The 14935-nt window shown below is 52.1% G+C and carries 13 protein-coding genes and 1 other RNA gene; 13 read left to right on the top strand and 1 reads right to left on the bottom strand.

The window, feature by feature from the left end:
• Window positions 1-177: 177 nt before the first annotated feature.
• The 12 genes from FPZ49_RS09535 (at window position 178) to ssrA (ending at window position 13188) form a co-directional block, all read left to right on the top strand.
• Window positions 178-1206, top strand: coding sequence for a sugar-binding transcriptional regulator (locus FPZ49_RS09535; protein WP_144845897.1), 1029 nt, complete (start codon window positions 178-180; stop codon window positions 1204-1206).
• Window positions 1207-1258: 52 nt separating this feature from the next.
• Window positions 1259-2266, top strand: coding sequence for a type I glyceraldehyde-3-phosphate dehydrogenase (gene gap, locus FPZ49_RS09530; RefSeq protein WP_144845895.1), 1008 nt, complete (start codon window positions 1259-1261; stop codon window positions 2264-2266).
• Between the two features lie 259 nt (window positions 2267-2525).
• Entirely contained in the window at window positions 2526-3707 is a 1182-nt protein-coding gene (locus tag FPZ49_RS09525; protein ID WP_144845893.1) for a phosphoglycerate kinase, read from the top strand.
• Between the two features lie 12 nt (window positions 3708-3719).
• Window positions 3720-4472, top strand: coding sequence for a triose-phosphate isomerase (gene tpiA, locus FPZ49_RS09520; RefSeq protein WP_144845891.1), 753 nt, complete (start codon window positions 3720-3722; stop codon window positions 4470-4472).
• A 1-nt stretch (window position 4473) separates the two neighbouring features.
• On the top strand, window positions 4474-6018 hold the full coding sequence (gene gpmI / locus FPZ49_RS09515) for a 2,3-bisphosphoglycerate-independent phosphoglycerate mutase (protein ID WP_144845890.1): 1545 nt from the start codon (window positions 4474-4476) through the stop codon (window positions 6016-6018).
• A gap of 50 nt (window positions 6019-6068) precedes the next feature.
• The gene (gene eno, locus FPZ49_RS09510; protein ID WP_144845888.1) at window positions 6069-7361 is read left to right on the top strand and encodes a phosphopyruvate hydratase; all 1293 of its coding nucleotides are present in this window, start codon (window positions 6069-6071) and stop codon (window positions 7359-7361) included.
• Between the two features lie 228 nt (window positions 7362-7589).
• Window positions 7590-8285 carry a M50 family metallopeptidase gene (locus tag FPZ49_RS09505; protein ID WP_144845886.1) on the top strand — a complete coding sequence of 232 codons (696 nt, stop codon included), beginning with the start codon at window positions 7590-7592 and terminating at the stop codon, window positions 8283-8285.
• A gap of 149 nt (window positions 8286-8434) precedes the next feature.
• On the top strand, window positions 8435-8674 hold the full coding sequence (secG, locus tag FPZ49_RS09500; protein WP_144845884.1) for a preprotein translocase subunit SecG: 240 nt from the start codon (window positions 8435-8437) through the stop codon (window positions 8672-8674).
• Window positions 8675-8746: 72 nt separating this feature from the next.
• Window positions 8747-9601, top strand: coding sequence for an alpha/beta hydrolase (locus tag FPZ49_RS09495; RefSeq protein WP_144845882.1), 855 nt, complete (start codon window positions 8747-8749; stop codon window positions 9599-9601).
• A complete protein-coding gene (gene rnr, locus FPZ49_RS09490) occupies window positions 9576-12041 on the top strand; it encodes a ribonuclease R (RefSeq protein WP_144845973.1) in 2466 nt (821 codons plus the stop codon). Before FPZ49_RS09495 ends, rnr begins: the two co-directional genes overlap by 26 nt.
• A 99-nt stretch (window positions 12042-12140) precedes the next feature.
• Entirely contained in the window at window positions 12141-12620 is a 480-nt protein-coding gene (gene smpB / locus FPZ49_RS09485; protein ID WP_144845880.1) for an SsrA-binding protein SmpB, read from the top strand.
• A gap of 204 nt (window positions 12621-12824) precedes the next feature.
• Window positions 12825-13188, top strand: a transfer-messenger RNA (tmRNA) gene (gene ssrA, locus FPZ49_RS09480).
• A gap of 504 nt (window positions 13189-13692) precedes the next feature.
• Here ssrA and FPZ49_RS09475 read toward each other — a convergent pair.
• On the bottom strand, window positions 13693-14037 hold the full coding sequence (locus FPZ49_RS09475; protein WP_144845878.1) for a DUF2294 domain-containing protein: 345 nt from the start codon (window positions 14035-14037) through the stop codon (window positions 13693-13695).
• 225 nt (window positions 14038-14262) lie between these two features.
• Here FPZ49_RS09475 and FPZ49_RS09470 point away from each other — a divergent pair, with 225 nt between their 5' ends.
• Window positions 14263-14853, top strand: a complete 591-nt coding sequence (locus FPZ49_RS09470) for a trimeric intracellular cation channel family protein (RefSeq protein WP_144845876.1) — start codon at window positions 14263-14265, stop codon at window positions 14851-14853.
• The last annotated feature ends 82 nt before the right edge of the window (window positions 14854-14935 follow it).

Below are 14935 nucleotides of genomic sequence, written 5' to 3'. Positions count from 1 at the left end.
ATTTTTTAGTCCAAACCTTTCCATGAGAAAAGAGGCGAAGCTCACTTGAAGTGTGGTGAAAATTGGTTTATAATAATGACAGCTAAGTGAACAACTTAGTACTTTTTTTAGAGCATGTGGGACTTAAAATGTAGCACCGGGACAATTTACGTCCATGATTCGAGCGGGAGTGTAGTCATGAAAGAGATTCTCAATATTCAAAAGCAGCTTCTGCCGGATCTCATGGACACGATGAAAAAGCGCTACACGATCTTGCACCACATTCTCGTGTCAGGCATGGTTGGAAGACGTACGCTCGCGGTTTCGCTCAATACGACGGAACGGATTTTGCGGGCGGAAGTGGATTTTTTGAAAGAGCAGGGACTGATCGAGGTCGAAGCTGCAGGCATGCGCATCAGCGCAGCAGGCAGACAGCTGCTGGAGTCCATTGAGCCGATTGTCAAGGATTTGTTCGGACTGACCGAGCTGGAGGAGCGGATTCGCTCGCACTTCGGACTGAAGCAGGTCGTCATCGTACCGGGCGATTCGGACGCTTCTCCGCATACGAAGAAAGAGCTTGGCCGTGCCGGCGCCGCCGTGCTGCGCAAGCTGGTGGCGGAGGATGAGACGATCGCGGTGACCGGAGGGTCTACGATGGCGGAGGTGGCCTACCACTTGGCGGCAACCACGTCGCTGAAGGGCTGCTGGTTCGTACCGGCACGCGGAGGACTTGGCGAGAGCCTGGAACTTCAGGCGAATACGATTGCCTCGACGATGGCCAAGAAAACCGGCGCACGCTATCGGCTGCTGCACGTACCCGATCATCTTGGGGAAGAAGCATACCAGTCTCTGATGCAGGATGACAGCATCGCTGAAATTATCCAGTTTATCCGGCGGGCACGGATGGTTGTCCATGGCATAGGAGAAGCTATGGTAATGGCTAGGCGCCGCAAGGTGGACCGGGAGACGACTGAGATTTTGCGGCAGGACGGAGCGCTTGCAGAAGCGTTCGGGTACTATTTTGACCGGCAAGGCAACATTCTGCACAAAATGCCCACCGTCGGACTTCGCATCGAAGACATCCACCAGATGGACGCGGTAATTGGAATCGCCGGAGGCAAGAGCAAAGGCGAAGCGATCGTTTCGGTGCTGCGTCACGGACACGAGGATGTCTTGATCACAGACGAAGCGGCTGCACTGGAGATTGTACATCATTTGTCATCTTGACGGGCATTTTTGCCTGTCTTGAAATATAAAACACTTTGGGAGGAACCTACTCATGGCAACGAAAATTGGTATTAACGGTTTTGGACGTATTGGTCGTAACGTATTCCGCGCAGCGCTGAACAACCCAGCAGTTGAAGTTGTGGCTATCAACGACTTGACTGACGTAAACACCCTGGCTCACCTGCTGAAATATGACACTACCCACGGCAAATTGAACGCTACAGTAGAAGCTACTGAAGGCGCACTGATCGTTAACGGCAAAGCGGTTAAAGTATTCGCTGAGCGCAACCCTGAGAACCTTCCTTGGGGCGCTAACGGCGTAGAAATCGTTGTTGAGTCCACAGGTATCTTCACAGCGAAAGAAAAAGCTGAGCTTCACCTCAAAGGCGGCGCGAAGAAGGTTATCATCTCCGCTCCAGCTACGAACGAAGACATCACTATCGTTATGGGCGTAAACGAAGACAAGTATGATCCAGCTGCTCATACCGTTATCTCGAACGCTTCTTGTACGACTAACTGCTTGGCTCCTTTCGCCAAAGTATTGAACGACAAGTTCGGTATCGTTAAAGGGATGATGTCCACCATCCACTCCTACACTAACGATCAATCCGTTCTTGACCTGCCTCACAAAGATCTGCGCCGTGCCCGTGCCGCTGCGGAAAACATCATTCCGTCCACGACTGGCGCTGCTAAAGCCGTTTCTCTCGTATTGCCTGAGCTGAAAGGGTTGCTTAACGGTGGTTCTTTCCGCGTACCGACTCCGAACGTTTCCGTAACCGACCTTGTTGTCGAGCTGAAAGTGAACGTAACGGTGGACGAAGTGAATGCAGCTCTGAGAGACGCTTCTAACGGCGCACTCAAAGGCATCCTGAACTACTCCGAAGAGCCGCTTGTATCCAGCGACTATAACGGTGATCCAGCTTCCTCCACGATCGACGCTCTGTCCACGATGGTAGTAGGCGACAACATGGTTAAAGTCGTTTCCTGGTACGACAACGAGTGGGGCTATTCCAACCGCGTTGTAGATCTGGTTTCGTTTATCGCTAGCAAAGGTCTGTAATTGATGAAATTGTGGCAATGACAAGGTTGTCCTAGGCTATACGCTGTTTTACCGCGAAGGGGAGTGTGCTTTCGGTTGCTCTTGAATTCGGATGGTTTGAATTGTTTTTAAGGTAATCATCCGAATTCAAAGGCAGCTCGCTGACGCTCTACAGCACACCCCGTTCGCTATTTAGCGAATCAGCCGAGGACAAAACGTCATTTCCACATTTTTTTGTGTGTAGAAAAGAGAAAGACATAGGGCTTAGGAGGCGACGGAGATGAACAAGAAAAGCGTACGTGACGTAGAAGTAAGCGGCAAAAGAGTATTTGTACGGGTGGACTTTAATGTACCGCTCGAGAACGGCCAAATTACAGACGATACCCGAATTCGCGAAACCATCCCAACGATCAAATACTTAACCGAGCGTGGAGCTAAGGTTATTCTGGCGAGCCATTTGGGCCGTCCGAAGGGTCAAGTGGTTGAAGAGCTGCGTTTGACTCCTGTAGCTGCTCGTTTGTCTGAGCTGCTCGGCAAGCCGGTAGTGAAAGCTAACGAAGCGATTGGCGAAGCAGTTAAAGCACAAGTCGCTGCACTGAATGACGGCGATGTACTGCTGCTTGAAAACGTGCGCTTCTACGAAGGCGAAGAGAATAACGATGCGGCGTTGGCCCAAGCTTTTGCTGAGCTGGCTGACCTGTATGTCAACGACGCCTTTGGTGCGGCTCACCGTGCTCACGCGTCTACAGAAGGTATCGCGCATCATTTGCCGGCCGTCTCCGGTCTTTTGATGGAGAAAGAGCTGGACGTTTTGGGCAAAGCGCTCAACAATCCGGACCGTCCGTTCACGGCCATCGTCGGCGGATCGAAGGTTAAAGATAAAATCGCAGTTATCGAGAAGCTGATCGAAATCGCGGACAATATCATCATCGGCGGAGGCTTGTCCTACACGTTCTTTAAAGCTAGAGGGCTGGAAATCGGCAAATCGCTCGTTGATAACGACCGTTTGGAGCTCGTGAAAGAATTCGAACGCAAGGCGAAAGAAAAAGGCGTCAACTTCCTTTTGCCGGTAGACTGCGTCATTGGCGATGCCTTCAGCAACACGGCTAATACAAAAGAAGTGCCGGTAGAAGAAATTCCTGCGGACTGGGAAGCGTTCGATATCGGACCTAAAACACGCGCGATTTACGCTGACGTCATTAAGAGCTCCAAGCTGATCGTTTGGAACGGACCGATGGGCGTATTCGAGCTGGAGCCTTACCTGAACGGAACGAAAGCGGTAGCTCAGGCTTGTGCAGAAACCGAAGGCTACACCGTTATCGGCGGCGGCGATTCGGCTGCAGCGGTGGAGAAATTCCATCTGGCGGACAAAATGGACCATATCTCTACAGGCGGCGGCGCTTCCTTGGAGTTTATGGAAGGCAAGGCACTTCCGGGCGTTGTAGCCTTAAACGATAAATAGGAGGCAGCTAAGATGCGGAAACCGATTATTGCAGGCAACTGGAAAATGTTCAAAACGGTACAGGAAGCTGTATCCTTCGTGAACGAAGTGAAAGGCAAAGCGGAAGTAGACGGCGTGGATAGCGTGATTTGCGCTCCGTTCACCAATCTTCCTGCCCTGGTAGAAGCCGTGAAAGGGACTTCCCTCAAAGTAGGCGCACAAAACCTGCATTGGGAAGATAACGGAGCATTCACAGGCGAGATCAGCGGCATGATGCTGAAGGATCTTGGTGTAGATTATGTCATTATCGGGCATTCCGAGCGCCGCGCTTATTTTGCGGAAACGGATGAGTCCGTGAATAAAAAGGTCATTGCTTCGTTCAAGCACGGCTTGACTCCGATCGTTTGTGTCGGCGAGAAGCTCGAAGAGCGCGAAGCAGGACAGACGAAGGACGTTTGCAAAGTGCAAACGGAAGCGGCTTTTGCCGGCCTGAGCGCAGAGCAAGCGGCACAAGTGGTTATCGCCTATGAGCCTATCTGGGCGATCGGTACTGGCAAGTCCTCGACAGCGGACGATGCCAACGAAGTGATCAGCTACATCCGTGAGCTGATCTCGGGGCTGTACGGCGCCGGAACAGCAGAGGCCGTGCGCATTCAGTACGGCGGCAGCGTAAAGCCGAACAACATCGGCGAGTACATGCAGCAGCCTGACATCGACGGTGCGTTGGTAGGCGGCGCCAGCTTGGAGCCGGCATCCTACATTGCACTTGTTGAGGGGGCCAAGTAAGATGTCCAGACCAAAACCGGTAGCACTCATTATTCTCGATGGATTCGGGCTGCGCGGCGATCTCCAAGGCAACGCGGTAGCGCAGGCGAAGAAACCGAACTACGACCGGTACTGGGCGGAATATCCGCATACGACGCTCGTCGCATGCGGTGAAGCCGTCGGGCTGCCGGAAGGGCAAATGGGCAATTCGGAAGTGGGCCATCTGAACATCGGCGCCGGCCGGACCGTATACCAAGATTTGACCCGGATCTCGAAGTCAATTCGCGAAGGCGAATTTTTTGAAAATGAAACCATCCTCGGCGCAATACGCCATGCGAAGGACAACGGCAAGAAGCTGCATTTGTACGGACTGCTGTCCGACGGCGGTGTACATAGCCATATTGCTCACTTGTTCGCCTTGCTGGAAGTTTGCAAAAAGGAACAGTTCGAAGAAGTGTACATCCACGCGTTCTTGGATGGCCGCGACGTAGCACCGGATAGCGCTGTGAAGTACATGGATGAGCTGCAATCGAAGATCGCCGAGATCGGCGTTGGACGGATTGCTACGGTACAAGGCCGCTACTACGCGATGGACCGTGACAAGCGTTGGGAGCGTACCGAGAAATCGTACCGTGCGATGGTATATGGCGAAGGACCGAAGTTCGAGGATCCAATGGGCGCCATCAAGGAATCGTACGAGCGCTCGGTGTTCGACGAGTTCGTCATGCCGACGGTCATCGTGAAGCCTGACGGTTCGCCAGTGGGTCTGGTGGAATCCGGCGACGCGGTCATCTTCTTCAACTTCCGTCCGGACCGTGCGATTCAGCTGTCTCAAGTGTTCACGAACAGCGATTTTCGCGGCTTCGAACGTGGAGAGAAAGCGCCGCAGGACCTGTATTATGTCTGCTTGACACTGTTCAGTGAAACGGTCGGCGGCTTCGTAGCGTATAAACCGAAGAATCTGGATAACACGCTCGGCGAGGTGCTGGTTCAGAACAATCTGAAGCAGCTGCGTATTGCCGAGACGGAGAAATATCCGCATGTCACCTTCTTCTTCAGCGGCGGCCGGGATGTCGAGCTGCCGGGAGAAACGCGCATTCTCATCAACTCGCCGAAGGTTGCTACCTACGACCTTCAGCCGGAAATGAGTGCGTATGAAGTGGCAGAAGCAGCGGTGAAGGAAATCGAGGCTGAGCGTCAGGATGTGATCATCCTGAACTTCGCAAATCCGGACATGGTCGGTCACTCCGGCTTGCTGGAGCCGACGATCAAAGCGGTCGAAGCGACAGACGATTGCCTCGGCAAAGTCGTGGAAGCTGTTCTGGCAAAAAACGGCGTCGTGCTTATCACAGCGGATCACGGCAATGCCGATGTGGTGACGAATCCGGACGGTACGCGCAACACGGCGCATACGACCAACCCGGTGCCTTTTATTCTGACCAGCAAACATGCTACACTAAGAAACGATGGCATTTTGGCAGATATTGCACCAACGATGCTCGAGCTGCTCGGCGTTGCACAACCGGCAGAAATGACCGGCAAATCTTTGCTGGCAGGACGCGCGTAGGCGCATAACTCTATTTTCAACCACATATTAAGATAAGGAGTGTTCAAGCTATGACAATTATCTCTAACGTGTATGCTCGTGAAGTTCTCGACTCCCGCGGTAACCCGACGGTAGAAGTGGAAGTATATCTGGAATCCGGCGCTCGCGGCCGCGCGATCGTTCCATCCGGCGCCTCCACAGGTGCCCATGAAGCGGTTGAGCTTCGTGACGGTGACAAATCCCGTTACCTCGGTAAAGGGGTTCTGAAGGCTGTTGAGAACGTGAACGATATCATCGCTCCGGAAATCATCGGCATGAACGCATTGGACCAAGTCGGCATCGACAAGCGCATGATCGAGCTCGACGGCACGCCTAACAAAGGTAAATTGGGTGCGAACGCAATTCTGGCTGTATCCATGGCCGTTGCTCGCGCAGCTTCCGAAGCTCTGGACGTACCTCTGTACGTATACCTGGGCGGATTCAACTCCAAAACGCTGCCGGTTCCAATGATGAACATCATCAACGGCGGTGCGCATGCGGATAACAACGTAGACGTGCAAGAATTCATGGTTTTGCCGGTAGGCGCTCCTTCCTTTAAAGAAGCACTTCGCACAGGCGCTGAAATTTTCCACAGCCTCAAGGCTGTATTGAAAGATCAAGGCTTGAACACAGCAGTTGGCGACGAAGGCGGATTTGCTCCGAACCTGAGCTCCAACGAAGCAGCGATCCAAACGATCATTACTGCCATTGAGCGCGCAGGCTACAAGCCAGGCGTTGACGTGTTCCTGGGTATGGACGTAGCGTCCACCGAGTTCTTCAAAGACGGCAAATATCACCTCGAAGGCGAAGGCAAATCCTTCACATCCGCTGAGTGGGTTGACTTCTTGGCTGCATGGGTAGAAAAATATCCGATCATCTCCATCGAAGATGGCTGCTCCGAAGATGACTGGGATGGCTGGAAGCTGCTGACAGAAAAATTGGGCAGCAAAGTCCAATTGGTTGGTGACGACTTGTTCGTAACAAACACTAGCCGTTTGTCCACCGGTATCGAGCAAGGCATCGGTAACTCCATCTTGGTTAAAGTTAACCAAATCGGTACGTTGACTGAAACTTTCGACGCGATCGAAATGGCGAAGCGCGCAGGCTACACAGCGGTTATCTCCCACCGTTCCGGTGAGAGCGAAGACAGCACCATTGCTGACATCGCGGTAGCAACAAATGCCGGCCAAATCAAGACCGGTGCTCCTTCCCGTACAGACCGCGTAGCGAAGTACAACCAATTGCTCCGCATTGAAGATCAATTGGCTAACGTGGCTCAATACGGCGGCAAAGCTGCGTTTTACAACTTAAAGAACCTTAAGTAATTGTTTTTTTAATTATTAGTTATACACAATTGCTTTTCGTCCGATGGTGGCGGAGGGCAGAGTATCTGCTGAAGAGTTTACGTGCCGCCTTTGAAAACGGGTTGTTACCGACCAGGTAAATTGATTGAGAACCCGTTTTCAAGAGTGGCCGAAAGCAGATACTGCTGACCCGCAGCCAATGTTTCGGACGAACCGCAAGACACGTATAACACTCCCGGAGGGAATCGGATGATAAGAACAATCCTGTTTCTGATCGTGTCGGCTTTTCTTACGCATTTGATTCCCTTCCATGATTTTTTTCGCAATCTCGATACATTGATCCACGAGTTTGGCCATGCGGTGGTGACCCTGCTGCTGTCGGGCAAAGTGAGGTCCATTGAGCTGTTCGCTAACCACAGCGGGGTAACGTACTCGCAGGTAACGAAGGGCTGGAGCCTCATCCCGATTGCACTGGCAGGGTACATGACCGCTTCTTTGTTTGCGTTATTTATGTTCCGGCAGTGGGCTAAGGAACGGCAGCGGCTCGGCTTGCAGATCATGACCATCATTGCAATTTTGGCGCTAGTGCTGTTTGTGCGTAACGAGTTCGGCATGATGTGGCTGATCGGCTTCGTGATTTTGAATGTCATCATGCTTTCCTTTATGCCGCGATGGTTGATGGATATCTACTATATGCTGTTAGCCTTCTTGACGCTTGAAGAGTCGGTCTTCGGTCCGTTCTCGCTCATTCTGTATGCGTGGGATGATCCGGCCAAAGCAGGCGATGCCACGAACCTGAGTCATGTCACGCCGGTTCCGGCCATTGGGTGGGCGCTGTTCTTCACGCTGTTCTCTCTATGGTGCGCGGCGCGGGCGTTGAAGCATTTTATCGGCGGGAGAAAAAAATCCAGACGCCCCGAAGGGCAGAGGGTACAGTATGAATAGCTGACAGATCATCTTCGTGATTTGTCAGTTTTATTTTTCTGTGATATAATACAAATGCTGTCTATTTTCAGGACTAATAGGCCACATGTTGACAGCTGCCGACCTGATGTCGGACGAGCAGTTGCAACGAACTTGCAGGAGGTGGAATCATGGAAATCGCATTGAAGATTATACTGGTGATCGCTTCGCTGGGCTTGATTGCAGCAGTGTTGCTGCAGCCAGGGAAAAGCGCAGGCTTATCCGGTGCCATCTCCGGCGGCGCAGAGCATCTGTTCGGTAAGCAGAAGGCACGCGGTTTAGAGCTGTTCTTGTCCCGTCTGACGATGGGTCTTGCCGCTGTGTTCTTTATTTTGTCTTTGGTTGTGGCTTTCTTTGTAAAATCCGCTTAAACATAAAACGAGGACAGCAGGGGAAAGATACTCCTGCTGTTTTTTCTTTTATGCCGGAATGGAGGCGGGCGGATGACACGGATCTATAGAACTCCAGAGCCTTTTATTCTTCATGGACACGGGGACCGCGCATTAACGGAGCTGCTGATGATTCACGGCTTCACCGGATCTCCATCCGAATTTCGCCGTATAGGCTATTTTATGAACGATTTGGGCTACACGGTGCGGGGGATTTTGCTGCCGGGGCATGGAACGACGCCGGAGGATATGATCAAGACGGGCTGGGACGATTGGCATAACGCCGTGCTGAAGAGCTATGATGACATTCGGAATAAGGAAAAGAAGCGCATTTTTGCCATTGGGCACTCGATGGGCGGGCTGCTTGCCTTGAAGCTGTCCATGGAACGCATGCTCAGCGGGGTGGTGACGTTGTCTGCACCCATTTTTTTTACCACCTGGAAGACCGTTCTTGCTGTGCTCGCGCAGTATTTTATTAAATATGTAGATAAAAAACCAACGGTAGCCGCTCATATCATTGAAGAGGCTTGTACATATGACAGGGCTCCAGTGCCGTGCGTAGTCCATCTGCGCAAGCTGCTGAAGCTGGTGAAATCAAGCCTGGATCAAGTGAGGGTACCTATCTTTATCGGGCAGGGCGAGCGTGACAATCTGGTCATACCCAGACGGAGCGCAGACTATATCTACTCGAAGGTAGCATCCCCTTTGCGGCAGGTGACGTATTATTCGCGTACTTCGCATTCCATTTTGCTGGAAGAAGAATGGGCGCAGGTATACGAAGATATTCACCAATTTATTGAAACCGTTACGCAATTGGGGGCATGGAAACAGGCGGCGGTGAGTGAAGTACCATATACTATAGTAGAAGAGGCAGGTGACATTGATGATCACACGCGAAGCGTTAATTGAATTTATGAAAGAAACGGCGTATAAGCCGATGACGTATCAAGAGTTGGAAAAGCATTTTGAACTGGAGAGCGCGCAGGATTTTAAGGAGTTCTTGAAGCTGCTCAATGCGTTAGAAAATGAAGGGTTGATTCTGCGCACACGCAATGACCGGTATGGGGTCCCGGAACGGATGGATCTCTTGAGGGGCAAGCTGCAGGCGCATGCGAAGGGCTTCGGATTTCTCATTCCCGATGACCGCGACCATCCTGATGTATATATTCACGCGAATGATATGGGGACGGCCATGAACGGGGATATTGTGCTGATCCGCATTAATTCGAAAAGCCCGTCCGGCGGCCGAATGGAAGGCGAGGTCGTACGGGTCGTATCACGCAGCAATACCGAGATTGTCGGGCTGTTCCAGTCCCATGAGGAGTATGCCTTTGTTATCCCGGATGATAAGCGGGTGGTGCGGGATATTTTTATCCCGAAGGGGTCCTTTAACGGGGCGATGGATGGGCATAAGGTCGTCGTCAAAATCGTCTCGTACCCGGAAGGCCGTGCCGCGGCGCAAGGGGAAGTTGTTGAAATTTTGGGTCATAAAAATGATCCGGGTGTCGATATTTTGTCCATTATCCGCAAGCATGGGCTGCCGGAAAGCTTCCCTGACGATGTGATGGAGGAGGCGTCGGAGGCTCCGGAGGTCATTCACCCGGATGAGCTGAAGGGACGGCGGGACCTGCGTGGGGAACGGATCGTGACAATCGACGGCGAGGACGCCAAAGACTTGGACGATGCGGTGCACGTGAAGCGGCTGCCGAACGGCCACTATGTGCTCGGTGTGCATATCGCGGATGTTAGCTATTATGTGCGTGAGGATTCGGCGCTGGATCAAGAGGCCTATAACCGGGGCTGCAGCGTGTACTTGGTGGATCGGGTTATTCCGATGCTGCCGCATAGGCTGTCGAACGGGATTTGCTCGCTCAATCCACAGGTAGACCGGCTGACGATGTCCTGTGAGATGGAATTTGACGCGCAGATGAACGTGGTACGCCACGATATTTTTACCTCGGTGATCAAGACGAGTGAACGGATGACGTATAAAAATGTCCGTCTGCTGCTGACCGGCGAGGCGGAGCCTGACATTGTTGAGAAGTATGCTTATTTACTGGACGATTTCAAGCTTATGGAAGAGCTCGCCATGAAGCTTCGTTCGAAGCGGATGAAGCGCGGTGCGATTGATTTTGACTTTATGGAATCCAAGATTCTGGTCGATGAGACCGGCAAGCCGACGGATATCATCAAACGGGACCGGACGATTGCCGAGATGATTATTGAGGAATTCATGCTGGCGGCGAACGAGACAGTGGCAGAGCATTTCCACTGGCTGAAGGTGCCGTTCCTGTACCGGGTGCATGAGGATCCGGATATGGAGAAGCTGCAGCATTTCATGGAGTTCATCACGAACTTCGGCTATGTCGTGCGCGGCAAAGGGAATACCGTGCATCCTCGTGCGCTGCAGACGCTGCTTGAAGAGATTCGGGGCAAAAAGGAAGAAACAGTTATCAGCACGGTCATGCTCCGATCGATGAAGAAGGCGGTGTACGATTCCCAGAGTCTCGGCCATTACGGCTTGGCAGCAGAGTATTATTCGCACTTCACGTCGCCGATTCGCCGCTACCCGGACCTGATTATCCACCGCGTTATTCGCGAGGTGCTGGAAGAAGGGACGCTGAGCGATGCCCGGCACGAGTATTTGACCTCCCGGATGGACGATATTGCGAAGCAGTCGTCTGACCGAGAGCGTGTCGCGGTGGATGCGGAGCGGGAGACCGAGGCGCTGAAGAAGGCCGAATTCATGCTCGACAAGGTCGGGGAGGAATTCGACGGTCTGATCAGCAGCGTCACGAGCTTCGGGATGTTCGTGGAGCTGGGCAATACCGTGGAAGGGCTCATTCGTCTGTCCGACCTGACGGACGACTACTACCACTTCCACGAAGCGCAGCACGCGCTGATCGGGGAGCGCACCTCCAAAATTTATCGCCTTGGCGATGAAGTGAAGGTGCGCGTGGCGCGCGTGAATATGGACGAGAAGACCATCGACTTCGAGATGGTCGACATGAAGCCGCGGCCGCAGCGGGCCAGCCTGGTCGATGTTCTTGGCGCGGTGCGCAAGAACAAGCAGGCTGGCCGCGGCGACCGCCGCGGAGCGCGAGATGGCGGCGGGGCCGGACGGCCCGCTGCTGGTGGTGCTGGCGCGCGCGGCGGGCCTCGGGGCGACCGCGCGCGTGGGGGTAAAGGCGGCGCGGGCGGCAGTGGGCCGAGCGGCCGCGGTAAGGGTCCGGGCGCGGCCAAGGTGCGCGCCCTGGAATCTGCCGCCGGCGCTAGCGGCGGCAGCAGCGGCTCCGGCTTCGGCGGCGGGCGGCCGAAGAAGAAGCGGAAGAAGGTTATCAAGCGGTAGCCTCGCTTGATTTCAAGGGATAGAGTTTGATACAATAGACTCTATCCCTTGTTTTTGTTGATCTTTTTTGATTGAGGCAAGGAAGGAGGAGTCCGCGAGATGAGCAAGAAGAGTGACAATAAGGTTCTTGCACAGAACAAGAAGGCATCGCATGATTATTTTATCGAGGATACGTATGAATGTGGATTGGTGCTGACCGGTACAGAGATCAAATCGCTGCGTAACGGCAAGGCCAACATCGGCGATGCATTTGCTCTGATTCGCAATGGGGAAGCTTTTATTCATAACATGCATATCAGTCCGTTCGAGCAGGGCAATCGGTTTAATCCCAGTGATCCGACGCGGGCACGCAAGCTCCTCCTCAAGAAGGTTGAGATCAACAAGCTGCTCGGACTGGCCAAGCAGGAAGGCTACACCATCGTGCCGCTGAAGATTTATATCCGAAACGGCTTTGCGAAGCTGCTGATCGGCCTCGGCAAAGGGAAGAAGCAGTACGACAAGCGCGATACCGCGGCCAAACGTGATGCTCAGCGAGACATCCAGCGGGCACTTCGCGAGAAACAGAAGGTCGCTCGGTAGGAATCGCCAGCAGTGACAATCCTCTGGTATAGCTTCCATTAAGTCATGCTACCTTTTGGTCGTGAATGTGTTATACTGAAAGGGCATCAGAGAAGCAAGCCATTAGCCATTAGGTTTTGTACTCGCCATGCTTTACTAGCAGATAAGTTTTTTGCCATAACTTTTTCTATTTTCGGGTTCCCTTCTACAGGGACCCGCCTATGCGGGGACGTTCTTGGATTCGACGGGGATAGTTCGAGCATGGGTTGCGGGTAGCGGGGCCGCGTCCGCTTCATCAACGCTAAAGCCTATTAAATGGCAAACAAAACAACAACTTAGCTTTCGCAGCTTAATAACCTGTGAGCTAGCTCCTACTCTGTATCGCCCATGTACCGGGATAGGGGCCCAACCTTAGTGGGATACGCTGTCTAGTCTCCGCCTGCGGCTAGCTGAAGAAGACAATCAGGCTGACCCAACGCATAGCCGGTTACGGGGCGATGCTCGGGTGACATCAAAACTGTGACTACACCCGTAGAAGCCTGTGTGGCGTTATCTTCGGACAGGGGTTCGACTCCCCTCGTCTCCATAAGGTTTATCAGAAAGGGATGTCCGCTGAGGGCATCCTTTTTTTGTTTTCTTACTAAGTTGTGGTTTCTAAGGCCGTGTTACTATTGGATCTTTTTTAGCATCTGCCAACAGTGTCAGAACATTTTTACCGAGCCTTTTCTTCCAACCTCCATGTATAGATTCTATTTCCACTCCGTAAAACTTCATATCCCGCAAACGCGGCGCGATGACCTGATTGAGCGAGCGGCGATCACCGAGCTATTAAATAAAGGATTAAAGATCAAACTTACATCCGTAACGGCTCCCGGGGGTACGGTAAAACAACAGCCTTGAGTCAGTGGCTGCAGCTGTCCGCCATACCTGCCGTATGGATTTCCTTGGGCCGAGCGTCGTCAATTAGGGCGAGCGTGGCGTCACCATAAAGATAAGACACCAGCGGCTAAGATGGTGTCTTATCTTTCATGCTTTTATATTCTGGTTGATCCTGTTCCAGTTGCCAGATTGTGTAAAGTGCTTTAGTTAATGTTTAATGTGGAATGACATCCTCAAAAACAAACACCGAAACAGCCACATCGTGATCGATATCAATATCGGAAAATAAGTAAACCAGTTTCGAGCCGGCGAGTGCTTCCATGCCGTCAGGGACTTGGTTCGAGTAAACCTCCTGAATCATCCTGGTGCGTGCGGTATGAACCATTTCTTTTCCTTCCGGGGTTCGGCAAATAAATTTTTCGGTGGGGGTCAGATTGCCGTACAGCATCGTGATGGCTTTATTTCCGACAAATTCTGTCTGGATCCGTTCGGGACCTTTGCCGAAGAGGTCCTTTCTTACTTTTCGTATGAGATCGTTGAAGTGGGTTTCCTTTTTCATCTAGACCTGATTCCCGTCGTTTTCTAATTAGTGTGTCAAAATTTATCGATTGTAGTCGCGGCGAAATTGAGGTAGGATGAAGAGGAACTTAACGGAATGGTAGCTTAGTATCGATTGCTAACTTACTACTCCTCTTTAAGATTACGGACCGAGTTTTCGGTTGGTAACCTTAGGGAGGAGTTTTTTTATTTTTATCAACCAACAAAACCACATGGAGGAACCCAGATGTCTTGGATGGTATTGCATGTCCTCGGAATTATGGCTTATGCAACAACCGGTGCTTTTATCGCCCTTGAAGCGGGATATTCGTTTGCAGGGGTCTTTGTGCTTGGCTTAACCACTTCTTTTGGAGGAGCGGTGGTGAGGAACCTGATCATTGGGGCTCCAGTATCCGCGGTTTGGGATCCATCGGCGATTACGATTGTCCTTGTGACTCTGACTCTGATTATTTTGTTACCGCAGCGCTGGACTTATCATTGGAAAAAATGGGGAGTGATATTTGATTCCATCGGACTAGCTTCTTTCGCGTTACAAGGCGCATTATCGGCGTATCATACTTATGATCAATTAGGCGTGATCCTTATATCCGGTATGTTCACTGGTCTGGGTGGGGGGATGATTCGGGATCTCTTGGCCGGACGCAAGCCGCTCGCACTAAAAGAAGAGATTCATGCCGTATTAACGTTACTTTGCGGGCTCTGTGTGTGGCTCGATTGGACCAATTCGATGCAGTTTACTGTTGTTGTAGTAGTCGTAACTGTCCTTCGTATTTTGGCGATTCGGTATCAGTGGAGAATCAATGTGCCGCGGCGATGATTCATCAGGTTGTATTAATTTTCTAGGTATTTGGACCTAAAGTGTTGTAATATATTGGTATGTGGTGCTGTATTCGTTCGAT

The sequence above is a fragment of the Paenibacillus cremeus genome (genome assembly GCF_007786445.1).
GTDB classification, from domain to species: Bacteria; Bacillota; Bacilli; order Paenibacillales; family NBRC-103111; genus Paenibacillus_G; species Paenibacillus_G cremeus.
This window is presented reverse-complemented; position numbering and strand designations above follow the sequence as displayed.

What these genes read in the sequence shown, in the direction of transcription:
- rnr (WP_144845973.1), top strand. Translation starts at nt 9,576, where the DNA reads ATGATCACACGCGAAGCGTTAATTGAATTTATGAAAGAAACGGCGTAT.
- secG (WP_144845884.1), top strand. Translation starts at nt 8,435, where the DNA reads ATGGAAATCGCATTGAAGATTATACTGGTGATCGCTTCGCTGGGCTTG.
- FPZ49_RS09475 (WP_144845878.1), bottom strand. Translation starts at nt 14,037, where the DNA reads ATGAAAAAGGAAACCCACTTCAACGATCTCATACGAAAAGTAAGAAAG.
- FPZ49_RS09525 (WP_144845893.1), top strand. Translation starts at nt 2,526, where the DNA reads ATGAACAAGAAAAGCGTACGTGACGTAGAAGTAAGCGGCAAAAGAGTA.
- eno (WP_144845888.1), top strand. Translation starts at nt 6,069, where the DNA reads ATGACAATTATCTCTAACGTGTATGCTCGTGAAGTTCTCGACTCCCGC.
- FPZ49_RS09535 (WP_144845897.1), top strand. Translation starts at nt 178, where the DNA reads ATGAAAGAGATTCTCAATATTCAAAAGCAGCTTCTGCCGGATCTCATG.
- FPZ49_RS09495 (WP_144845882.1), top strand. Translation starts at nt 8,747, where the DNA reads ATGACACGGATCTATAGAACTCCAGAGCCTTTTATTCTTCATGGACAC.
- FPZ49_RS09470 (WP_144845876.1), top strand. Translation starts at nt 14,263, where the DNA reads ATGTCTTGGATGGTATTGCATGTCCTCGGAATTATGGCTTATGCAACA.
- smpB (WP_144845880.1), top strand. Translation starts at nt 12,141, where the DNA reads ATGAGCAAGAAGAGTGACAATAAGGTTCTTGCACAGAACAAGAAGGCA.
- gap (WP_144845895.1), top strand. Translation starts at nt 1,259, where the DNA reads ATGGCAACGAAAATTGGTATTAACGGTTTTGGACGTATTGGTCGTAAC.
- tpiA (WP_144845891.1), top strand. Translation starts at nt 3,720, where the DNA reads ATGCGGAAACCGATTATTGCAGGCAACTGGAAAATGTTCAAAACGGTA.
- FPZ49_RS09505 (WP_144845886.1), top strand. Translation starts at nt 7,590, where the DNA reads ATGATAAGAACAATCCTGTTTCTGATCGTGTCGGCTTTTCTTACGCAT.
- gpmI (WP_144845890.1), top strand. Translation starts at nt 4,474, where the DNA reads ATGTCCAGACCAAAACCGGTAGCACTCATTATTCTCGATGGATTCGGG.